This is a genomic window from Ethanoligenens harbinense YUAN-3, assembly GCF_000178115.2.
Classification (GTDB): domain Bacteria; phylum Bacillota; class Clostridia; order Oscillospirales; family Ethanoligenentaceae; genus Ethanoligenens; species Ethanoligenens harbinense.
Map to the genome: position 1 here is coordinate 2307501 of NC_014828.1, position 19121 is coordinate 2326621.

At 61.6% G+C, this 19121-nt stretch carries 24 protein-coding genes (1 of these 24 only partly in view); 8 read left to right on the top strand and 16 right to left on the bottom strand.

The genetic code is table 11. The features are described 5' to 3' along the window. Nucleotides 1–420, top strand: the 3' portion of a protein-coding gene (gene spoIIR / locus ETHHA_RS10875; protein WP_013486019.1) for a stage II sporulation protein R. It extends 210 nt beyond the left edge of the window; the window shows 420 of its 630 coding nt (coding positions 211–630); the start codon falls outside the window, past its left edge; its stop codon occupies nt 418–420. A gap of 40 nt (nt 421–460) precedes the next feature. Continuing rightward, the gene (locus ETHHA_RS10880) at nt 461–2092 is read left to right on the top strand and encodes a peptidoglycan D,D-transpeptidase FtsI family protein (protein ID WP_013486020.1); all 1632 of its coding nucleotides are present in this window, start codon (nt 461–463) and stop codon (nt 2090–2092) included. A gap of 112 nt (nt 2093–2204) precedes the next feature. Here ETHHA_RS10880 and ETHHA_RS10885 read toward each other — a convergent pair whose 3' ends face one another. The 6 genes from ETHHA_RS10885 to ETHHA_RS10910 form a co-directional block, all read right to left on the bottom strand. Beyond that, a complete protein-coding gene (locus ETHHA_RS10885; RefSeq protein ID WP_013486021.1) occupies nt 2205–2390 on the bottom strand; it encodes a hypothetical protein in 186 nt (61 codons plus the stop codon). A 94-nt stretch (nt 2391–2484) separates the two neighbouring features. Further along, a complete protein-coding gene (locus ETHHA_RS10890; RefSeq protein WP_013486022.1) occupies nt 2485–4050 on the bottom strand; it encodes an NAD(P)/FAD-dependent oxidoreductase in 1566 nt (521 codons plus the stop codon). Nucleotides 4051–4244: 194 nt separating this feature from the next. Further along, a complete protein-coding gene (locus ETHHA_RS15930) occupies nt 4245–4751 on the bottom strand; it encodes a TOBE domain-containing protein (protein WP_013486023.1) in 507 nt (168 codons plus the stop codon). A 156-nt stretch (nt 4752–4907) separates the two neighbouring features. Then, nucleotides 4908–5309: a metal-dependent transcriptional regulator gene (locus tag ETHHA_RS10900; RefSeq protein WP_013486024.1), complete on the bottom strand. Its 402-nt coding sequence runs from the start codon at nt 5307–5309 to the stop codon at nt 4908–4910. Nucleotides 5310–5358: 49 nt separating this feature from the next. Continuing rightward, a complete protein-coding gene (gene ychF, locus ETHHA_RS10905) occupies nt 5359–6453 on the bottom strand; it encodes a redox-regulated ATPase YchF (RefSeq protein ID WP_013486025.1) in 1095 nt (364 codons plus the stop codon). Between the two features lie 74 nt (nt 6454–6527). Further along, the gene (locus ETHHA_RS10910) at nt 6528–7313 is read right to left on the bottom strand and encodes a biotin--[acetyl-CoA-carboxylase] ligase (protein WP_013486026.1); all 786 of its coding nucleotides are present in this window, start codon (nt 7311–7313) and stop codon (nt 6528–6530) included. A gap of 156 nt (nt 7314–7469) precedes the next feature. Here ETHHA_RS10910 and ETHHA_RS10915 point away from each other — a divergent pair, with 156 nt between their 5' ends. The 4 genes from ETHHA_RS10915 (at nt 7470) to yyaC (ending at nt 9222) form a co-directional block, all read left to right on the top strand. Then, nucleotides 7470–7733: a hypothetical protein gene (locus tag ETHHA_RS10915; RefSeq protein ID WP_013486027.1), complete on the top strand. Its 264-nt coding sequence runs from the start codon at nt 7470–7472 to the stop codon at nt 7731–7733. Next, nucleotides 7726–8127: a hypothetical protein gene (locus ETHHA_RS10920; RefSeq protein ID WP_013486028.1), complete on the top strand. Its 402-nt coding sequence runs from the start codon at nt 7726–7728 to the stop codon at nt 8125–8127. Before ETHHA_RS10915 ends, ETHHA_RS10920 begins: the two co-directional genes overlap by 8 nt. A gap of 9 nt (nt 8128–8136) precedes the next feature. Next, nucleotides 8137–8538 carry a hypothetical protein gene (locus ETHHA_RS10925; RefSeq protein WP_013486029.1) on the top strand — a complete coding sequence of 134 codons (402 nt, stop codon included), beginning with the start codon at nt 8137–8139 and terminating at the stop codon, nt 8536–8538. 105 nt (nt 8539–8643) lie between these two features. After that, the gene (gene yyaC, locus ETHHA_RS10930) at nt 8644–9222 is read left to right on the top strand and encodes a spore protease YyaC (RefSeq protein WP_013486030.1); all 579 of its coding nucleotides are present in this window, start codon (nt 8644–8646) and stop codon (nt 9220–9222) included. Between the two features lie 3 nt (nt 9223–9225). On the opposite strand, the gene rsmI is transcribed toward yyaC, so the two are convergent. The 10 genes from rsmI to ETHHA_RS10980 all read right to left on the bottom strand — a co-directional run bounded on the left by rsmI (nt 9226) and on the right by ETHHA_RS10980 (nt 17334). After that, the gene (gene rsmI / locus ETHHA_RS10935) at nt 9226–10056 is read right to left on the bottom strand and encodes a 16S rRNA (cytidine(1402)-2'-O)-methyltransferase (protein ID WP_013486031.1); all 831 of its coding nucleotides are present in this window, start codon (nt 10054–10056) and stop codon (nt 9226–9228) included. Between the two features lie 45 nt (nt 10057–10101). Beyond that, nucleotides 10102–10824, bottom strand: a complete 723-nt coding sequence (locus tag ETHHA_RS10940; RefSeq protein WP_013486032.1) for a tRNA1(Val) (adenine(37)-N6)-methyltransferase — start codon at nt 10822–10824, stop codon at nt 10102–10104. Between the two features lie 113 nt (nt 10825–10937). Beyond that, nucleotides 10938–11108 carry a DUF362 domain-containing protein gene (locus tag ETHHA_RS10945; protein ID WP_013486033.1) on the bottom strand — a complete coding sequence of 57 codons (171 nt, stop codon included), beginning with the start codon at nt 11106–11108 and terminating at the stop codon, nt 10938–10940. A gap of 136 nt (nt 11109–11244) precedes the next feature. Beyond that, complete coding sequence (locus ETHHA_RS10950; protein ID WP_013486034.1) at nt 11245–12111, bottom strand: PSP1 domain-containing protein; 867 nt, start codon at nt 12109–12111, stop codon at nt 11245–11247. Between the two features lie 13 nt (nt 12112–12124). After that, nucleotides 12125–12331 carry a hypothetical protein gene (locus ETHHA_RS10955; protein ID WP_013486035.1) on the bottom strand — a complete coding sequence of 69 codons (207 nt, stop codon included), beginning with the start codon at nt 12329–12331 and terminating at the stop codon, nt 12125–12127. 41 nt (nt 12332–12372) lie between these two features. Next, nucleotides 12373–13365: a DNA polymerase III subunit gene (locus ETHHA_RS10960; protein ID WP_013486036.1), complete on the bottom strand. Its 993-nt coding sequence runs from the start codon at nt 13363–13365 to the stop codon at nt 12373–12375. A 5-nt stretch (nt 13366–13370) separates the two neighbouring features. Further along, complete coding sequence (locus ETHHA_RS10965; protein WP_013486037.1) at nt 13371–13694, bottom strand: cyclic-di-AMP receptor; 324 nt, start codon at nt 13692–13694, stop codon at nt 13371–13373. A 78-nt stretch (nt 13695–13772) separates the two neighbouring features. After that, complete coding sequence (locus ETHHA_RS10970) at nt 13773–15140, bottom strand: aminotransferase class I/II-fold pyridoxal phosphate-dependent enzyme (protein WP_013486038.1); 1368 nt, start codon at nt 15138–15140, stop codon at nt 13773–13775. After that, entirely contained in the window at nt 15118–16212 is a 1095-nt protein-coding gene (gene alr, locus ETHHA_RS10975) for an alanine racemase (RefSeq protein WP_013486039.1), read from the bottom strand. The genes ETHHA_RS10970 and alr overlap by 23 nt, the downstream gene beginning before the upstream one ends. 63 nt (nt 16213–16275) lie before the next feature. Further along, complete coding sequence (locus ETHHA_RS10980; protein WP_013486040.1) at nt 16276–17334, bottom strand: lipid II:glycine glycyltransferase FemX; 1059 nt, start codon at nt 17332–17334, stop codon at nt 16276–16278. 314 nt (nt 17335–17648) lie between these two features. Between ETHHA_RS10980 and dpsA the strand changes: the two genes are divergently transcribed. Next, nucleotides 17649–18530 carry a dipicolinate synthase subunit DpsA gene (gene dpsA / locus ETHHA_RS10985; protein ID WP_013486041.1) on the top strand — a complete coding sequence of 294 codons (882 nt, stop codon included), beginning with the start codon at nt 17649–17651 and terminating at the stop codon, nt 18528–18530. Continuing rightward, nucleotides 18527–19105 carry a dipicolinate synthase subunit B gene (locus ETHHA_RS10990; RefSeq protein WP_013486042.1) on the top strand — a complete coding sequence of 193 codons (579 nt, stop codon included), beginning with the start codon at nt 18527–18529 and terminating at the stop codon, nt 19103–19105. The genes dpsA and ETHHA_RS10990 overlap by 4 nt, the downstream gene beginning before the upstream one ends. The last annotated feature ends 16 nt before the right edge of the window (nt 19106–19121 follow it).

Below are 19121 nucleotides of genomic sequence, written 5' to 3' on the forward strand. Positions count from 1 at the left end.
TTCCAGAGCGCGGACAATAAGGCACAAGTAATTCAAGAAGCACGCGCCGACCTGCCGCAGATCGAAACCATCGCACAGGATGAAATCCGCCGCGAAGGGTATACTTATCCGGTGAAGGCACAGGTTGTACACATGTATTTCAACACCCGCGTCTATGGCAATGTCACGCTGCCCGCCGGCGATTATGACGCACTGCGTATCACCATCGGCGCCGCGAAAGGGCACAACTGGTGGTGCGTGCTGTTCCCGCCGCTCTGCCTGCCTTCCGCCGAGGGTGAGGAAAAACTGGAGGAAAATCTGACCCCCTCCGAAAGCAATACCGTCACGCACGGCAGTCAGCCGCAGATCGAGGTCAAATTCAAAACGCTTGAACTTCTGGAAAGCGTGAAAAGCACCATTTCGTCATGGTTCCAAAAATAACTTCTGGAACAAAATCATCTGATTCTACACGGAGGTTCGCATGAGATCCAAACGTCTGGTTGGGCTGTTTGTTGTGTTCGTCGCGCTGTTCGGGCTGCTCATCGTGCGGCTGGTACGTCTCACCCAACCGGGAGGCGCCATCTCCCAGGCGGCGCAGACGCACGGCAGCTACAGCCTGAAACTGGGCGTGGAACGCGGCACTATTTATGACACCGACATGAATCCGCTCGTCAATACGCAATCGGCCTACATCGCGGTGGTGCGCCCGCAGAAGAATCCGGGCGTACAGCTCGCCGCACTTTCCCCACACGTGGCGGATTGGAACGATCTGGAGAAAAAACTGGGGGAGCGTCTGCCCTTCAGCATCCGTGTCAACACACCGAACATCAAAACGCCCGGCGTGCAGATCGTGCAGATGGACCAGCGCTACAGCGGCAGCGACATCGCCCCGCAGCTCATCGGGTATCTGGACAGCAGCGGCAACGGCGCGGCCGGACTGGAAAAGGCATACAACACCCTGCTTGCACAGAATACGCAAACCATCCTTGCGGATTTTCCGGTGGACGCGACCGGCCGCGCACTCACCGGGCTTTCCCCGGAAATCCACCGGGAGGGCGACAGCCACACGGGCGGCATCGTGCTCACCATCGACCGCGATATCCAGCAGGCCGCGCAAAAAGCAGCCGACAAATATCTGAAAATCGGCGCGGTGGTGGTCATGGACCCGAAGACCGGCGACATCCTCGCCAGTGTGAGCAACCCGTCTTTCAACCAGAACAATCTGGCGGCGGCGCTCAACGGCGCCAATTCACCCATGCTCAACCGCGCGTTCACCTCGTTCAACGTGGGCTCGGTGTTTAAGATCAACGTAGCGGCCGCGGCGCTGGAGTCGGGGGTTTCCCCCGCTTTTTCCGTGCAGGACAACGGCTCCATGCTGGTGGCGGGGCGCCTGTTCCACGATGAAAACACATCGGGATACGGTTTGCTGGATATGGCGACCGGCATGGCCAATTCCAGCAACGTCTATTACATCACCTTGGGGCAGAAGCTCGGTGCGGACACCGTGCTGAATATGGCGCAGCGCCTGGGCTTTGGGCACACGTATGAGCTTGCGCCGGGCCTGCTGCCGTCCGCCGGCAATCTGCCGGGCAACAGCGAGCTGGGCGTTCCCGCCGCGCTGGCCAACTTCTCCATCGGGCAGGGCACCCTGATGGCGACCCCGATCCAGGTGGCCCGGATGGTCAGTGCTGTGGCAGCGGACGGCCTGCTGCCCATGCCGCGGCTGGTGAAAGCCAGCGTGGACAAAAACCGGCAGGTTACCAAAACCTATCCCAACGCCACACCCGACCGCGTCTTTTCCGTGTCCACCGCCAAACAATTACAGCAATTTCTCATCACCACCGTGCAGGAAGGCACCGGCCGCCCTGCCGCACCAACCTACGGCGGCGCGGGCGGCAAAACATCCACCGCGCAGACCGGCTGGGTGGAAAACGGAAAAGCCATGAACCAAACATGGTTTGCGGGCTTTTATCCGGCCGAAAACCCGCGCTATGTCATCGTGGCCATGATGCAGAACGGTACGGCGGGCGGCACCGACGCCGGGCCTGTTTTCAAATCGATTGCCGACAGCCTGGCCCCCAAACTTGGTTACCCCGCCGTCCCGCAATCCTGACGGGCGGGCACGGCCCGCGTTTGTGCTCAGGATGGCCCTGCACCGCCTGCACAAACGAACAGGGCCGCCGCAAAAGCGGCAGCCCTGTATGTGAATGACCCGATGGCATATGTCAAATCGTGGTGGTGGAACTGCTTTCGATCTTGATCCCGCAGTCCTTTAGTTTGGCGAGTTTGGCTTTGTTGCCGTTCCCGTCGTCCACCGTGAGTTTTTCCAGACCGTATTCACTGAAAAAATTGACCACCGGGCCCTGTACGAACGCTTCCCATGTCAGCGCTTGTTTTTCTTCGAGTTCCATCTTTGCCATCCTTTCGCAAATCGACGTTCGCGCCCCGGAAAAAGGCGCCCGCACAGTGTAGCACACCGCCGGCGATTTGGCAAGGAGAGGACTGTCAGGACTCTTTTTTGCCCTGCTCGTGGTAGGTTTCCTCGGTATTGATGTTCCAGAGTGTGGATTTGTCGGTGCTGCCTTTGAGGATAAGGTCAGCCGCTTCGAAACCTGTCATCATCGAATGGTCCATATTGTTGTAGCGGTGCTGGCCGTTGCGTCCCACACAGTACAGGTTCGAGAACGTGTCCAGATACGCGCGCAGTTTCGGGAAATCCTTGTAAACACCGAAATAGGCGGGATACGCCTTTTTCACGCGGACACGCACGGAATCCAGCACGTCTGCCCGGTTGATAACGTCAACCTTCACCAGTTCGTCGATGGCGAAATCAATGAACGCCTGATCTTCCATTGTCCAGAGTTCGTCGCCTTCGTTAGCAAAATATTCCATGCCAATCCAGACGGTATCCTGCAGGTCCTTCACCAGATACGGCGACCAGTTGTTGAAGATTTGCAGGCGCCCCACCTTCACTTCGCGCTCCTGCATATAGATCCAGCAATCCGGCACGATGTTGGAGATGGTCTTGATATCGGTCTGGTTCTCCAGTTTCAGTTTCTTGACCAACAGGCCCACGGTGATGAAATCGCGGTACGGCAGTTCGGCGGCGATGTGCGCCACATCCTGCGGCTTGTCCGCGTCGATGATCTCCATCAGGTCTTTGATGGGCATGGACGACACCACCGCGTCGCAGGGCACGGTGCGGGTTTCGCCCGCCTGCTCCACCTGCACCGACACGACTTTGCCGTTTTCGATGTGAATGCCGGTCACTTTGGTCTGCATCATGATATCGCCGCCTTTTTCCCGCACGCGGTCGGCCAGCGTTTCATAAAGCTGGCCGGGGCCGAGCTTGGGATAAAGGAATTGCTCGATCAGAGAGGTCTCTGTCTTCTTCTGGTCTGCGTCTCCGCCGGAAAACGTCTTTTTCAGGAACGCCATCACCGCTTTGGAGAGCGAAAGACCCTTGATGCGCTGCGATCCCCAGTCCGCCGAGATATCCCGGGGATTGCGCCCCCAGACCTTCTCGGTGTAATCCTCGAAAAACATCTCATAGAGCGGCTTGCCGAAGCGGTTAATCATGAAATCCTGCAGCGTCTTTTCTTCACGCTTGTGCATAGCGCTGGCCATATAGCCGAATCCCGCCCGGATGGTGCGCGCAAGGCCCATGTTTGCAAACGTCTGGAATTTCAGTGAAATGGGATAGTCAAAAAACTTTTTCAGGTAAAAAATGCGCGATACGCGCTGCCGCACCAGCATCACGCGTTCGTCTTTTTCAGGGTCCGGCCCGCCCTGTTCCAGCGGCTTCTCACGGCCTAGGAGCTTATCGTCCAGCGCCGGTGCGCCCTGAACCGGCATCAGTTCTTTCCAGAAATCGACCACTTTGTCGCTTTTGGAAAAAAAACGGTGCCCGCCGATATCCATCCGGTTCCCGTTGTAGTTGACTGTGCGGGAGATTCCGCCGATCTCTGAGGTTTCCTCAAAAATGGTCACGCGCACTCCGGCATCTTTCAGCAGGGTATCCGCCGCGGACAACCCTGCAGGTCCCGCCCCAATGATCACGACATTTTTCATATCACAGCTTACAACCTTTTCTCCCGATGGCGTCTGTCATTCGCACACCGTCCAAATTCACAACGCAGAAACGACGTTCTCTCGATCTTTTTCTGCATGCCTTAATCTTTATAACATATTTTATCAAAAAAGTAAACCAGAAAAACGCCCCTCCGGCTTTCCGCCGGAGGGGCGCACAGGGTACCGGAACCGTATCAGCAGACCAGCAGCACATCGTTGGGATTGATGACGACGGTCACCTGGGAACCGACACGCAGCCCCATATCGCGCACGGCATCCATCGTGATGCAAGCCGTGACAGTCTGCCCGCCAGGCAGCGTAACCGCAACGATGGTGTTGACAGCGCCCGGCGTGATGCTCGCCACACGGCCGCGGAGCAGATTGCGCGTAGAGATACACATGCGGCCCGTCATCATGCTGCCCGCCATCGCGTTGCTCTGCATCATGCCGTCCTGCATCATGCCGCCCGTCATTGTGTTGCCCGCCATCGCATTGCCCTGCATCATACCGCTCTGTGCAGCCGGCATGGTCTGAGACACGGTCATGGAGCCGCTCCGCATCATGCCGCTCTGCGTCGCCGCGGACATGGAGCCGACCGGCGCGGCGGATGAAACGGGCTGCACATACAGGTCATGCGCGGATTTCGCCACCTGTGCAGCGGACTGGTATTTTCCCTCTGCATATGGTTCAAATGTGCCCATTATGTATGCCTCACTTTATTGAATATTGTTGCGTAACACGCACGGTACAGTCTATTCCGCGCACGGACAAAAAGTGAACAGGCCCGGATACAAAGACCGCGGGGAGCTTTGAAGTCTCCCCGCGGTCCGGCTCCATATATGCGTTCGTTTTATGCACTATCTTTCTCGCTCGCCGGTCTCCCCGGCCGCCTGCCTGTGCATAAAAGCCTGCATGGCCGCCACGGATTCCGCGCTGATGACATGCTCGATGGCACAGGCATCTTCGTCGGCAACCACCGGATCGATCCGCAGTACATCGACGAAAAAGCGCCGGATGGTATGGTGCTTTCCGGAGGTGGCCGCCGCTTTTTCCCTTCCCTCCTGCGTCAGGAAGATCTCCCTGTATTTTTCGTTGACGATCAGGCCCTTTTGCGCAAGGGTCGCCATCGCGCTGTTGGCGCTCGCTTTGGTCACGCCCAATCGCCGGGCGATGTCGGAAAGGCGCGCGCCTGCGCCGTTTTCAGAAAGCTCATAGATGGCTTCCAGATAATTTTCCATGGTAAAAGTCAGTTTTTCCATATCCGTCTGTCCTCATCATGCGGAATCATCCGGACGGCGGGCAGCGCGCTCACACATTGAAACGGAAAAGCACCACATCGCCGTCCTGCATCACATATTCCTTGCCCTCGCTGCGCAGCAAGCCCTTTTCGCGCGCCGCTGCCAGGCTGCCGCAGCGCACAAGGTCGTCATATGCCACCACTTCCGCGCGAATGAACCCCCGCTCGAAATCGGTGTGGATCTTGCCCGCCGCCTGCGGCGCCTTGGTGCCGCGTGTGATGGTCCACGCACGCACCTCCGGCTCGCCCGCCGTGAGATAGGAGATCAGCCCCAGCAGCGCGTAGCTCTCGCGGATCAGGCGGTCAAGCCCCGACTGCTCCAGCCCCAGGTCGGCCAGAAACAGGTCCTTTTCTTCCTCATCCATTGAAGAAAGTTCTTCCTCAATCTTGGCGCAGATGGGCAGCACGCCCGCGCCCTCCTTTTCCGCCTGGGCGCGCAGACGGGTGAAATGCGGGTTCTTCTCATAGCCGGCCTTGAAATCCTCCTCGCTGAGGTTGGCGGCGTAAATCACCGGCTTCTCCGAAAGCAGCGCCACGGTGGCCAGCACCGCGTCATCCTCCGGCGTGCGCTCCACCGAACGCGCGGGCAGGCCGCTTTCCAGCGCGGCTTTCACCCGCTCGAGCAGAACGATCTCCGACTCGTATTTTTTATCGCCCTTGAGCAGCTTTTTGTCCTTGTCCAACCGACGTTCCACCATTTCCAGATCGGAAAAAATCAGCTCGAGGTTGATGGTCTCCATATCCCGCACAGGGTCCACGCTGCCCTCCACATGGATGACATCCGTGCCTTCGAAGCAGCGCACGACATGCACGATGGCGTCCACCTCCCGGATGTGGGACAGAAACTTGTTGCCCAGCCCTTCACCCTTGGAAGCGCCCCGCACCAGCCCCGCGATATCCACGAACTCCACCACGGCGGGCGTGGTTTTGACCGCGTGATACATATCGGTGAGCACCTTGAGCCGCTCGTCCGGTACCGCCACCACGCCCACATTGGGCTCGATGGTGCAGAACGGATAGTTGGCAGACTCCGCGCCCGCGTTGGTGATGGCGTTGAACAGGGTGCTTTTGCCCACATTGGGCAGGCCGACGATTCCCAGTTTCATGTCGTTGATTTCCTTTCGGTATCTATTCTGTAAATTATAACATCAAAAATAACACAATGGCCGGTCACGGGCGGTCACACATAACCGTTCTGCCCGCGCACCGAAACCTCGCCCGCACGCACCGCCACGCGGCCGTCGGCCGTGCGCACCATCAGCTCGCCCTGCGGCGTGATGCTTTCGGCCACGCCTTCCAGCACCACGCGGCCGTCGGCGCCGAACACCCGCACCTGCGCGCCCAGCGTGGCACAGTGCGCCGCGTAGGATGCCAGCACGGTGTGCGCATCGGCGGCGAGGACCAGTTCCAGTTTCTCCGCGATGGCCGCCGCAAGCACCTCCGGCGCGGGCGCGCTCCCCGTCACCATTTGAACGGAAACCGCGTTCGGCAGATTCTGTTCCGCAAAGAATCGCGCGGACAAAAGCAGGTTGATGCCGATGCCGCAGACGATGCCGCCCGGCACAGCCTCGCAGAGGATGCCGCCCACCTTCCGCCCGCCCGCCAGCGGGTCGTTGGGCCATTTGAGCGAAAACCCTTCCCCGCAGAGCGCAAACAGCGCCTGCTGCACCGCCAGGCCCACCGAGAGCGAAGCCGGCGCTCCACGCTCCGGCAGATTGCGAAGCAAAAAGGAAAGATGCAGCGCCTCGCCGGGCCGGGTGGAAAACGTGTGGCCGCGCCGCCCCACGCCCGCCGTCTGCGAGAGCGCGAACGCGACGGCCTCGCCCGGTTCGGCATTCGCCTGTTCCTTTAAAAACGCGTTGGTCGAACCGATTTCCTCAAAGCAAAACAGGCCGGCCCGCGCAAACCGCCCGCGCAGCAGGCCGCGCATCGTTTTTTTCAGCGCATCCGCACGCTCCGTCGCCATATCGTCCCTCCCCTGCGGTGCCCCATCCAGCCTGTCTGTGGCGCATCCGGGGCATCCGCCATAAGGTAATAATAGTACAAAGTCATTTTACAGTCAAACCCCGCATACACTGTAACGCAGCCGCCCTCGACGGGCGGACGGAAGGAGGCCGCACACATGGCAAACCAAAACGGCAAACCCACCAAAGAGGAGATCGAGCGTCTGCTCCAGATCGCGAGCAAAAAATTGGGCATCACGCCGGAAAAGCTGAAAACAACCCTTTCGGACAAAAAGGCCACGCAGGACCTGCTGGGCCGCCTGGGCGGTGAAAAAGCCAAACAGGCGCTGCACGATCCGCAGGCGTTGAACGACCTGGTGAAAAACAACCCGCAGGCCAAGAAATTCTACGACGACCTGACGGGGGGAGGAAAAAATGGCTGACAGCGACCTTTCGAGCGCCCTGTCCGCCCTTTTTTCCAACCCCGAAAGCATGTCCAAAATACAGGAGCTGATGGGCATGCTCTCCGGCGGCGAAAACAACACGGGCGCACAGCCAGCGCCCGCGGAGTCGGCTCCGGAACCTGCCGGCCAGCCGGCGCAGGCTGCCCCGCAGGCTCCGGCGGACGGGGCAGGTGGCCTGCCGTTCGACCCCGGCCTGCTCGTCAAGCTCCAGCAGGCCATGTCGCTGGTACGGCAGGACGACCCCCGCATTGCGTTTCTCATCGCGCTCAAGCCCAACCTGAGCGAGCAGCGCAGGCAGCGCGTGGACGAAGCCGTGCGCATGCTGCGGCTGGTGCATCTGGTGCCCTTTTTGCGCGAGCAGCATTTCCTGTGAGGTGAGGATATGGCGGACAGGGAGCCAAAAAACGAACAGGACTTTTTGAGGATGCAACAGGAAGCCATCCGCCGGGTGCGCGACATGCAGGCGCGCGCCAGACGCACGCTGGAAGACGCGGGCGTGCCGCTTGAGCCGCCTTCTCCCCCGCAGCACGAACCGCAGGAGCCGCCGTCCGCGCCGGAGCCGGACGCCGCCGGACCTTTCGAGGAAGACGCGCGGCAAGCCGCTCCCGAAGACGCGCCGCCGCCGGAACACGCCGCCCCGTCCGCCGGACGTGCCAAAGGGTTCCCGTTCAACCTCTCGCTCGACACCGAGCAGATCATGCTGCTGCTCATCATCTATCTGCTCTACAAAGATCACGGCGACCAATATCTGATGATGGCGCTGGCGTATTTGCTTCTTACATAGTGCAAACGGCAGGGCGCCCCGCCGTCCGCACCGGATTAAGGGCGGGGTTTTGGGCAATACTCTTACTGCGCCGCAAAAAAACAGACACGAAAAGGTGGGCTTGGGTTGGAAACGGTTTATTTCGATACACGCGAGCGATTCGTACAGTGGAAGCTGGACGACACGCTCTACCGGCTGATCCGCGAAGTGGACAAACGGTATGACCAGACCGCCGTGGTGTGCATCGGCACCGACCGCTCCACCGGCGACAGCTACGGCCCGCTCACCGGGCACCTGCTCTCACGGATGCCGCAAAACGGTTTCCGCCTGTTCGGCACCTTTGAAAAACCGGTGCACGCACTCACGCTGCCGGACGCGCTCGCGCAGATCGACACGGCGCGCACGCTGGTCGTCGCGGTGGACGCAAGCGTGGGCAGCGCCAGCTATGTGGGGTATATCGGCATGGCGCGCGCTCCCGTCCGTCCCGGCAGCGGCCTGGGCAAAGACCTGCCCCCGGTGGGCGACGTGTCCATCACCGGCATCGCAGCCGAAAACGGGCTGGCGCCGTTTCTTATGCTGCAGAACGCGTCGCTCGGCATGGTGTATGCCATGGCGGAAAAAACATTTCGCGCCATCCATATGACGCTTGCACGCCTGCGGCGCGAAACGGAAAGCGGCGAACCCGGCCTGGAACGCCGCGCCTGAATTCTAGAGAACGGCTTTATACAGTTCCGATCGAAGCACGCCGGTCTCTTTGGCCGCGCGCTTGACCGCGTCCACGCGCGGCAGGCCCTGCTCCATATAGGCCGCCGCCAGCTCCCGGGCACGCTCCATGCCGCCCTCCGCCGGTTCCTCCGGGGCGGGCGGACATCCCGCCACCAGCAGCACATATTCCCCGCGCGGATTGTTCTGCGCGTAATAGGCGTCGGCCTCCGCAAGCGTCATCCGCTGCACTTCCTCATGCAGCTTGGTCAGTTCCCGCGCGAGCACAACGCGGCGCTCGTCACCGAACGCCGCGCGCAGGTCGGCCAGCGTGGCGCGCAGCTTATGCGGCGCTTCATAAAAAATCATCGTGCGTTCTTCCCCGGCGAGAGCGGCCAGATGCTCCCGCCGGCTTTTTTTGCCCGTACTCAGAAAGCCCTCGAAGCAGAACCGCCCCGCGGGCAGGCCGGAGAGCGTCAGCGCGGTGATGGCGGCGCAGGGGCCGGGCACCACCGTAACCGGGATGCCGTGCTCCGCACAGAGAGCGGCCATATCCTCGCCGGGGTCGGAGATGGCCGGCATGCCCGCGTCGCTCACCAGCGCGCAGTTCTCACCCGCCTCCAGCCGGCGCAGAATCTCCCCGCCGCGCGCGCGTTTGTTGTGCTCATAATAGCTGAGCAGCGGCTTTTTGATGGAAAAATGGTTGAGCAGGCGCAGCGTGACCCGCGTGTCCTCCGCCGCAATGAAATCCACTTCCGAAAGCGTCTGCACCGCGCGTGGAGAAAAGTCCCCCAGATTGCCGATGGGCGTGCCCACCAGATAAAGCGTTCCGGCCATGCCAGCCCTCCTTTTTCTTCATCATGCCCATTTGCGTCCCATGCATTACGGGCAGAACGGCTTGTAGAGTTCCCGCCACGCGGCGGAGGCCACGCCGCCCTGCTCACAGAGCAGCACCGGCTCCACATGCAGGCCGGGGCGCGCGTCCTTCCTCGCTTCCACCAGCGCCAGCCAGGGGGCGGCGTCTTCCCGCTGCTGCACCAGCCGCAGGCGTTTGGGCTCCAGCCGGGCGGCCGCGAGCAGGCCGAACAACTCCGCCAGCCGCGCCGGGCGCTGGCACAGGCAGAACCGCCCTTTGCCCGCCAGCAGGCGCGCCGCCGCGCGCGCCACATCTTCCAATGTGCAACCGGCCTCTCCGCGCGCCGTTTCACGTGCCGTGTCCGCACTCTCCCGTCCCGCGCCCACCGGGCGGTACGGCGGATTGCAGGCCACGAGATCATATTGCCCCGCAAACGCGGCGGGCAGCGTACGCAGGTCCTGCCCGAACACCCGCAGGTTTGCAAAACCGTTCGCCTCCGCCGAGCGGCGCGCCAGTTCCGCCGCCTCGGGCAGCAGCTCGACCGCGTCCACCGCGCGGACGGGATCATCCCGGCACCACAGCAGCGGAACAATCCCGCAGCCGCTGCACAGGTCGGCCGACCGCGCGCCCGGCTTCGGCGCGGCAAAATGCGCAAGCAGCACCGCATCCGCGCCAAACCCGTGCGTCTGCGTCACATACGCGATGGCGCCGCCGCCAAGCGGCTCGGCGCGCGGTTCCGACCGATCCATGCGTCCGCCTTTCATACAGGCGCCGCCGGTAGGCGGCATTCCCGTCTTCCATAAAAAAGAAACCTGCGCAACGCGCAGGTTTTTGGATGTAAATCGCAAACCGACAAAAGCTATCAGGCCTGCTTCGGAGCCGCCACGGGGCAAACGGTCGCACAGGTACCGCAATCCACGCAGGTGGCTTCATCGATCACATAGATGCCGTCGCCCTCAGAAATGCAGGACACCGGGCATTCAGATGCGCAAGCGCCGCAGCTGATGCATTCCGAACCAATTTTATAAGCCATGTATTGCACCTCCCTAATAAGACTTCACGATAATTGTACCACGAAAAAAGAAAAAAGCAAGATTTCCGCAAACAGATTACAAAAAAACAAATCGTATAGATATTATATAAAATAATACCGCAAATATGGCTCCACTTCACGTCTTTTCACGGTTATGCCGTTTTTTCTCGGGCCTGTCCGGCCGAGCGTCACCGTTTTTCACCGGTTTCACCACACTTTTATGGAACGATTTGGCCGGCGCTTCAGGGTCTTTATCCAACCGGATTTTCAACTGGCCGGTCAGCAGATGCACATCCTCCACCGTGCCCCGCCCTTCCGGTGTATACACCGGTGAACCGGCTCGCGGCGTGGTGCGCAGGAGATCCTCGTAGGCCTCTTCTTCAAACTTGAGACAGCACATCAGGCGGCCGCAGGTACCGGAGATTTTGGTGGGATTGAGCGAAAGCCCCTGTTCCTTGGCCATCTTAATGGAAACCGGCTGGAAATCGCCCAAAAACGTGCTGCAGCAGAAGGGCTTGCCGCATACGCCCAGCCCACCGAGCATCTTGGCCTCGTCGCGCACGCCGATCTGCCGCAGTTCGATGCGCGTGCGGAAAACCGACGCCAGATCCTTGACCAGTTCGCGGAAATCCACCCGACCGTCCGCCGTGAAATAGAACAGCACCTTGTTGTTGTCAAAGGTGTATTCCACGTCGATCAGCTTCATGCCCAGGCCGTGCTCCGCGATCTTTTTCAGGCAGATGCGGAAGGCCTCTTTTTCCTTCCGCATGTTTTCCTGCACGCGCTGGAGGTCCTCCATCGTGGCGGCGCGCAGCACACATTTAAGCGGCTGCACAATGCAGTCGTCGTCCACCTCGCGCGGGGGCATGACAACCTCGCCGCATTCCACGCCGCGCGACGTTTCCACGATCACATGGTCGCCAGCGGCAAAATCGATGTCCGCCGGGTCGAAATAATAAATTTTTCCGACGTTCTTAAAACGAACGCCGATCACTTCGGTCATATTGATTCTCCAATTACAGCCCGGGCCCGTATGCTACCGGTTCTTCCGGTGCTTTTGCCTGAAAACAAAAGCCATTGCCAAAACCCATACAAAAAAGAACACCGGCAAGCAGGACCCATGCGGCCGCGCTCAACTGCGCCCTCACAGCCAGCGTCAAACAGATAAAAAGCGCTGTGCCGGCCATATCACCCAAAACGATGCCGGGCAGCTCTCGTTTCATGGCCAGTCCTCCTTATCCGTCAAAAGTACTTGGTGTCAGCATCAGATGGTATTCTTGATCTGCCAGAGCCGTGCGAAGAGGTCGGTAAGCAAGAGCGGCTTGTTGGCATAACCTTCCAGCGCCGTGCGGGCGGTCTCGGCTTCCCGCGCAAGCGCGAAAAGCGCCGCGCGCGTGCAGGACCGGGAGAGCAGGCCTGCCTGCTCCGCGCAGCCAGAGAGCGCCGTCGCCAACCCTTCGCGCAGGGCCAGCGCGTCACGGAACAGCAACGGCAGTAAGGCCAGCACCGCATCGCCGAGCGCCTTGTCCTTTTCCAGCGTGCCCGAAAGCCGCAAAAACGCATAGGGCGCGCTGCCCGCCAGCGCAGCCGCAAACGCTTCACAAAACGCGCGGGAGGCGGCAAAACTGCCGTCGTACAGGCCCCGCCTGGCCTGCCCGATCAGGCCGCCCGCCATCCGCGCCGCGGCCAGCGCATCGTCTTCGGACAAGGCGTCGTCCTGCGCACGCAGGGCGGCCGCCGCTTCGGCTTCCGCCACCGGTCCAAGCGAAAGTTCCATGCAGCGCGAGCGCACCGTGGGCAGCACGCGAAAGCGGCTGTCGCACGTAAGCAGGAACAGCGCGTAAGGCGGCGGCTCCTCGATGAGTTTGAGCAGCGCGTTCTGCGCCTGCTCGCTCATGTTCTGCACATGGATGAGGATATACACTTTCCGCGAGGCGTCATTCGGCCCCACCGCCGCGGAAGCGCGCACCTGCCTCACCGCCTCGATGGGGAACGAACGCGGCCCTTTGCCGCCCTCCACTTCGATGATGTCGGGATGGTGCAGCGCCAACGCGTTGCGGCACTGCCGGCAGACGCCGCAGGGCTTTTCGCCTTCACCGCCGCACACGGCCGCCTGCGCGAGAATACGCGCGAACGTGCGCTTGCCCGCACCGGCGGGGCCGTCGATCAGCAGCGCATGCGGAACATGGCCGCTGTCAAACGCCTGCGCCGCAAGCGCCTTGGCGCGCGCATTTCCGGCAAACTGCAAAAAACGCATCGCGCTCAGACCTTTTCAAACCGTTCCACATCCAGCACAAACACCGTGGCGCCCCCCACCGTGACCTCCACGGGGAAGGATGAATACATGCCCACGCCGTAAGACGCGTTCGACGGCATGATCTGGGTGCGCTTCTTGCTGTGTGCGGAAACGATATCCATCACCTGCTGCACCTTCACGTCGTCCACGCCGATCAACAGAGTCGTGTTCCCCGCCATGAGGAACCCGCCCGTCGTTGCCAGCTTGGTCACCGCAAACCCCTCTTTGGTCAGGGCGCGCGAAACCGTGCCGCTGTCGTCATTGCTGACGATGGCCAGAACCAGTTTCATCCAAAATCCCCCCTTGTCTTTGCCGGCCGGCGGCGGAAAAGCCTCCGCCGGCCCATCGCTGTGTCTCTATGGTATGTTTCATTTTATCACATGCAGATGGTTTACGCCATAGGTTTTGAGCGTTTTCGCCAAAGACGCGCTCACCCGTTCGCCCGGGCAGACGAGCGGGATGCCGGGCGGGCAGGGCGAACACCCCTCAGCGGCCACACGGCCCGCCGCCTGCTCCACCGGAAGGCGTTCACAAGGCGCGCGCAGCGCCGAGCCGGGCGTCATGACGGCCGACGGATGCTCCAAAGCCGGCGCAGCAGCCGCCGGGACGGCATCTTTTACCGGGAAGGAGACCAGCGCATCACCGAGCGCAGCGAAATCCGCGTCCCCGTGCAGGGGGGACGGCAACAGCACGATGTGCCGGTCGTCATGCATCTCAATGGAAACGCCCTGGGCGCGCAGCCACATCGCGGCCTCCGCGCCCGAAAGCCCGATGCGCCCGACGTCCAGTGTGATACGTACCGGGTCGCGCGGGCCGGGCGGCGGCGGCAGGCCAAGCGGCGCAAGGCGGCCATAGAGCGCGTCCACCCTGACGCGCAGGGCGGCAAACGCAGGCGCGCCATGCTGTTCGCCCCAGGCGCGCGCCAAGTCGAGCGAGAGCAGGATGGGATAGGACGGGCTGCTCGAACCGAACAGCGCCATCGCATCCTTGGCTTCGCCGCGGGAAAACCAGCCCCCGGCGATTTGCAAATACGCGCCGCCGGTGAGCACCGGCAATGTCTTGTGGGCGGAATCGCAGACCAGCGCGGCGCCCTGCGCCAGCGGATGCCGCGCGCCGCCGTCCAGATAGTGCAGATGCGTACCGTGCGCGCCGTCCACCAACAGCGGCACACCATGTTCCCGGCAGACGGCGGCAAGCCCCGCGATGTCGGCCAGCGTGCCGTAATAATCCGGGCTGGTGACATACACGGCCGCCGCTCCGCCGCATATGTCCAGCGCGCGCTCCACCGCCCGCGGCGAAACCACGCCGGGCAGCGCAGAGCCGGGAAGCGGCTCCGGCCAGACCCACACCGGTTCCAAGTCGAGCAGCGCCAGCGCGTGGATGGCACTGCGGTGCGCGCCGCGCGCCAGCACGACCCGGCGTTCCTTTCCGCGCGAGACCAGTCGCAGCATGGCCTGGATGCAGAGCGTGGCGCCGCCCGCGCTGAACAGGGTGTGCGCCGCGCCGAACGCCCCGGCGGCCTTTTCCTCGGCGGCGCGGATGGGTCCGTCCGCCTCGAACAGGCTGTCGGTCCCGGGCAGTTCGGTCACATCCAGCGCGGGCAGAGCACCAAGCACACCGCCCAGCGCGTCTGTATGCCCCGCGTGCCCGGGCGTATGCAGACGCAGCGGATGCGCATCCGCATAGGCGCGCACCGCCGCATACAGCGGCGCGTCAGAGATAAACGCGCTCGACATTGGCGTTCACAAGCAGCGGGCTGACATCGAACGACGCCATATCCCCCGCGCCGCACTGGATATTGCTGACATCGGCCACCACCGTGCACATGCCCACCCGCCCAAGGAGACGGGCCGGCTGCCCATTGATGGTGCAGTGCAGCGACGGACGGCGAAACAGCGCCCGAAAATCGTGCCAGCCGTCGCGCAGAATATCGCGAGTACGGAACGCATCCCGCATTTTCTGCAAAAACAGGCCGTCGGCATAACCGGCCTGGATGGTGGCGATGCGCGCAGGCTTTTTAGTGGTGTAGGTGTTTCCATAGCCCACATTATGCCCGGCGGGCAGCCAGCGCACGTCGGATATGGGGCACTCCAGCCGCCCAACCTTATGCAGGCCCAGCTTATTGCGCACACCCACCCGCCCGAGCAGCGCCGACCCGCAGCGCACCGCATCCAGCCTCGCGGAAGGATACAGGATGGCGGCATTGGACGCGGCGATGTGCAGCATACCCGGCTCCACGCCCGCGTTTTTGAGCGCCGCCACGCAATGTTGGAGGCGGTCGAGCTGCGTGCGCACGCCCTTTTCATCCTTACCAAAACTGTTGGAAAAATGCGAGAAACAGCCCGCGATCTCGAGATTCTTCAGATATTTGGCCGCCTGCACGGCTTTTTCCGCTTCTTCGGGCAGAAATCCGGAACGCCCAAGCCCCGTGTCGAACTTCAAGTGCACCCGGCAGCGCGTGCCCGCCTTTTCGGACAACCCGTTGAGCAGCACTGCGCTGCCATAAGAGCCGACGGTGGCGGTCAGCCCCAGCCGCACAATCTCCTCCGCTTCCTTTTCGGTGCCGTATGGCGAGAGCAGAAAAATTTCCTCGTCCGGCAGCGCCTCTTTCAGCCGCTTCGCTTCTTCCAGACGGGAAACGGCAAACAGGTGCACGTCCGCCTTCTCCCGCAGCAGGCGCGCCACCTCCACATCACCCAGCCCGTAAGCATTGCCTTTGAGCACGGGAATGACCGGCACGTTCGTATGCTTGCGCATGGCTTCGAGATTGGCGAGAATATGGCCGGTCTGCACCACCAGCGTTGACATGGCATTCACTTCCCTGTTTTTATCTGTTTCTGTATACCATTCGTAATGTTTTGGTTAATTATACTAGGATTTTCGGCCATGGCGGCGGTTTTTTAGATGGCGAAGGGTCTTGGTGAGACGGATGCCGTTGTCCACCACCAGCGCCGCAGGCGCGTTGAGTACCAGGTTGAACTCCCCGGCAAACTCCGTGAAATCGCCGTTGAAGCCTTTTTTGAACCGGTAGAGCCCATAGAGCGGGTTATCGGGACTTAAGTCGCCGGATACGCCGCGGAAATCATAGATGCGGCAGCCCGTCTGCTGCGCCCAGCGGATCATTTCCCACTGGAGCAGGTAGTTGGGCATGAAGTTGCGGTATTCGTTGGCCGACGCACCATAGAGATACCATGTTTTGTCACCGTACCGGATGGCGATGGTGCCCGCGATGGCCTTGCCCTCATGGTAAGCCATATACAGTCTTGCGTGCTCACCGAACGCATCGAGCATCCGCTCAAAATAACTTTGCGGGCGGGTGGCAAACCCGTCGCGCTGGCCGGTGGTGCGCATGATGGGCACGAATTCGGAAAGCGCCTGCTTATCGCAGACCTTCACCTCCACGCCGTGCTTTCTGGCCACCCGCACGTTATACCGCGTTTTGGAAGAGAAGCCCGCAAAAATTTCGTCTTCTGTCTTGCCCTCGATATTCAGCCGAAAAACGAACCGCGGCTGAATGCCGTCAAAATTCTTGCCGCCATCGTGCAATGTGAAGGAGAGCCGCTTCATGTTCTCGATGGACGCCGTGTCGGAAGACGGGATGTCGGGGTCGATCTTGAACAGATAGGCATGGTGCTTCACGGCCAGCGCGCGCACGCCGCCGATCAGTTTGGCCAGCGTGTCACGGTCGTGCAAATCGCAGACCGGGCCGCGCGGCGCATACATAAGCTTGACCGGCAGCACCGGTACCCGCCGGATGAGCACCGCAACAGAACCGATGATGGCGCCTTCGGCATTTTTCTCCACCACGGCCTCCCATTTCCAGTCGTTTTTCACCTGGCCCCATTCAGGGCTTTGCATGAAATGTCCTTTGGGGTGCGCCTGCACGAACGCCCGGTAGGCGTCCATATCCTTTTGCTGAAGGATCTCCAAAAACGGTCACTCCTTTGATCTATCGTAAGGCCCCTCGCGGAGCCGGCTGCCTGCCATGCACGCAGCCGCAAAGCCATGCGGCCGCCACCGAATCATTATACCATCCCCCCGCCCGCTTTGCAAACCGCCCCGCCCGCATGGGACACCCATCGGACGCGTTCTTCATACTATGGGGCAGGGTGGCACACCGTTGCCGGCAACGCCCGAACACCTGTTTGTTTACATATGCCACTGTGCGGCGGCCGGCCGGTTTCCGGTGCGCCGCAAAAACGGCCGCCTATGCATGGGCCGGCCGTTTTGGGAGGTCGATGCCATTGTTTACTGATATCACATTCGCCGTTGTCGGCGGCGATCTGCGGCAGGCGCATCTGGCGGGCCTGCTCGCGGCCGACGGCCTGTCGGTGCTCACCGTGGGGTTTGAGCGGGAGGTCCCCATCTCATCCGACGTGCTGCATGTCAAAAGCGCCGCCGAGGCCGTGAGCAGGGCGCTCTGCGTCATCCTGCCGCTGCCGTTCTCGGTGGACGGCGCAAACGTGAACGCACCGTTTTCCCGCGCGCCCATCCCCCTGCGAACCATCTGGGACGCGGCGGGCAACGGCACGCTCGTCACCGGAGGCATGCTCCGGCCGGACGTCTTCCAAGCCGCCGAGACGCGCGGCTTCACCGCCGTGGACTACTACGCCCGCGAGGAAATGGCCGTACGCAACACCGTGCCCACCGTAGAGGGCGCGCTCCAGATCGCATTTGAGGAACTGCCCTTCACCCTGCACGGCGCGCGCTGCCTGGTACTGGGTTTCGGACGCGTGGGGCGGACGCTCTGCCGGGCGCTGCGCGGCCTGGGGGCCGATGTGACCGGCTGTGCGCGCAGCTACGACGATCTCGCCTGGGTGCAGACACTGGATTGCGCGCCGCTGCGCCTGGAAAAGCTGGCCGGGTCGGCCGGCACGTTTGACGTGGTGTTCAACACCATTCCCGCGCTGATTCTGACCGACGACATCCTCGCCCGCCTGAAAAAAGGCAGCCTGGTCATCGACCTGGCCTCCAAGCCCGGCGGCGTGGATTTCAACGCCGCCAAACGGCTGGGTGTCAAAACCGTGTGGGCGCTTTCCCTACCGGGAAAGGTGGCGCCCCAGACCGCAGGGCAGATCATCAAGGACACCGTGCTGCACATTCTGGAAGAGGAGGGATTGTCATGACCGTCGGGTTTGCGCTCACCGGGTCTTTCTGCACATTTTCACAGGTCATTCCGCAGATGGGGAAACTTGTTGAGGCCGGGCACACCGTCGTCCCCATCCTGTCGCCCATCTCGTATGTGTCGGACACCCGCTTCGGCGAAGCGGGAACGTTCCGCAGGCAGATCGAGGAGATCACCGGCCGCGCCATCCTGCACACCATGCAGGAAGTGGAACCCGTGGGGCCGAAAAAAATGTTTGACCTTCTTGTTGTCGCACCCGCAACCAGCAACACCATCGGCAAGCTGGCAAACGGCGTCAACGACACGCCCGTGACCATGGCCTGCAAATCCCACCTGCGCAACGGGCGGCCGGTGGTGCTGGCTATCTCCACCAACGACGCGCTGGGGCTTTCGGCACGCAACATCGGCACGCTGCTGGCGCTCCGCGATTTTTACTTCGTGCCTTTCGGGCAGGACAATGTGGAAAAAAAGCCGCGCTCGATGGTCGCACATTTCGACCTCATCCCGCCCACGGTGGAGGCAGCCGCCAAAGGCGAACAGCTTCAGCCTCTTTTGCTCCCGCCTGTTTTACAATGATTCCGTCCCGCCCGTT

What these genes read in the sequence shown, in the direction of transcription:
- ETHHA_RS10880 (WP_013486020.1), top strand. Translation starts at nt 461, where the DNA reads ATGAGATCCAAACGTCTGGTTGGGCTGTTTGTTGTGTTCGTCGCGCTG.
- ETHHA_RS10885 (WP_013486021.1), bottom strand. Translation starts at nt 2,390, where the DNA reads ATGGAACTCGAAGAAAAACAAGCGCTGACATGGGAAGCGTTCGTACAG.
- ETHHA_RS10890 (WP_013486022.1), bottom strand. Translation starts at nt 4,050, where the DNA reads ATGAAAAATGTCGTGATCATTGGGGCGGGACCTGCAGGGTTGTCCGCG.
- ETHHA_RS15930 (WP_013486023.1), bottom strand. Translation starts at nt 4,751, where the DNA reads ATGGGCACATTTGAACCATATGCAGAGGGAAAATACCAGTCCGCTGCA.
- ETHHA_RS10900 (WP_013486024.1), bottom strand. Translation starts at nt 5,309, where the DNA reads ATGGAAAAACTGACTTTTACCATGGAAAATTATCTGGAAGCCATCTAT.
- ychF (WP_013486025.1), bottom strand. Translation starts at nt 6,453, where the DNA reads ATGAAACTGGGAATCGTCGGCCTGCCCAATGTGGGCAAAAGCACCCTG.
- ETHHA_RS10910 (WP_013486026.1), bottom strand. Translation starts at nt 7,313, where the DNA reads ATGGCGACGGAGCGTGCGGATGCGCTGAAAAAAACGATGCGCGGCCTG.
- ETHHA_RS10915 (WP_013486027.1), top strand. Translation starts at nt 7,470, where the DNA reads ATGGCAAACCAAAACGGCAAACCCACCAAAGAGGAGATCGAGCGTCTG.
- ETHHA_RS10920 (WP_013486028.1), top strand. Translation starts at nt 7,726, where the DNA reads ATGGCTGACAGCGACCTTTCGAGCGCCCTGTCCGCCCTTTTTTCCAAC.
- ETHHA_RS10925 (WP_013486029.1), top strand. Translation starts at nt 8,137, where the DNA reads ATGGCGGACAGGGAGCCAAAAAACGAACAGGACTTTTTGAGGATGCAA.
- rsmI (WP_013486031.1), bottom strand. Translation starts at nt 10,056, where the DNA reads ATGGCCGGAACGCTTTATCTGGTGGGCACGCCCATCGGCAATCTGGGG.
- ETHHA_RS10940 (WP_013486032.1), bottom strand. Translation starts at nt 10,824, where the DNA reads ATGGATCGGTCGGAACCGCGCGCCGAGCCGCTTGGCGGCGGCGCCATC.
- ETHHA_RS10945 (WP_013486033.1), bottom strand. Translation starts at nt 11,108, where the DNA reads ATGGCTTATAAAATTGGTTCGGAATGCATCAGCTGCGGCGCTTGCGCA.
- ETHHA_RS10950 (WP_013486034.1), bottom strand. Translation starts at nt 12,111, where the DNA reads ATGACCGAAGTGATCGGCGTTCGTTTTAAGAACGTCGGAAAAATTTAT.
- ETHHA_RS10955 (WP_013486035.1), bottom strand. Translation starts at nt 12,331, where the DNA reads ATGAAACGAGAGCTGCCCGGCATCGTTTTGGGTGATATGGCCGGCACA.
- ETHHA_RS10960 (WP_013486036.1), bottom strand. Translation starts at nt 13,365, where the DNA reads ATGCGTTTTTTGCAGTTTGCCGGAAATGCGCGCGCCAAGGCGCTTGCG.
- ETHHA_RS10965 (WP_013486037.1), bottom strand. Translation starts at nt 13,694, where the DNA reads ATGAAACTGGTTCTGGCCATCGTCAGCAATGACGACAGCGGCACGGTT.
- ETHHA_RS10970 (WP_013486038.1), bottom strand. Translation starts at nt 15,140, where the DNA reads ATGTCGAGCGCGTTTATCTCTGACGCGCCGCTGTATGCGGCGGTGCGC.
- alr (WP_013486039.1), bottom strand. Translation starts at nt 16,212, where the DNA reads ATGTCAACGCTGGTGGTGCAGACCGGCCATATTCTCGCCAATCTCGAA.
- ETHHA_RS10990 (WP_013486042.1), top strand. Translation starts at nt 18,527, where the DNA reads ATGACCGTCGGGTTTGCGCTCACCGGGTCTTTCTGCACATTTTCACAG.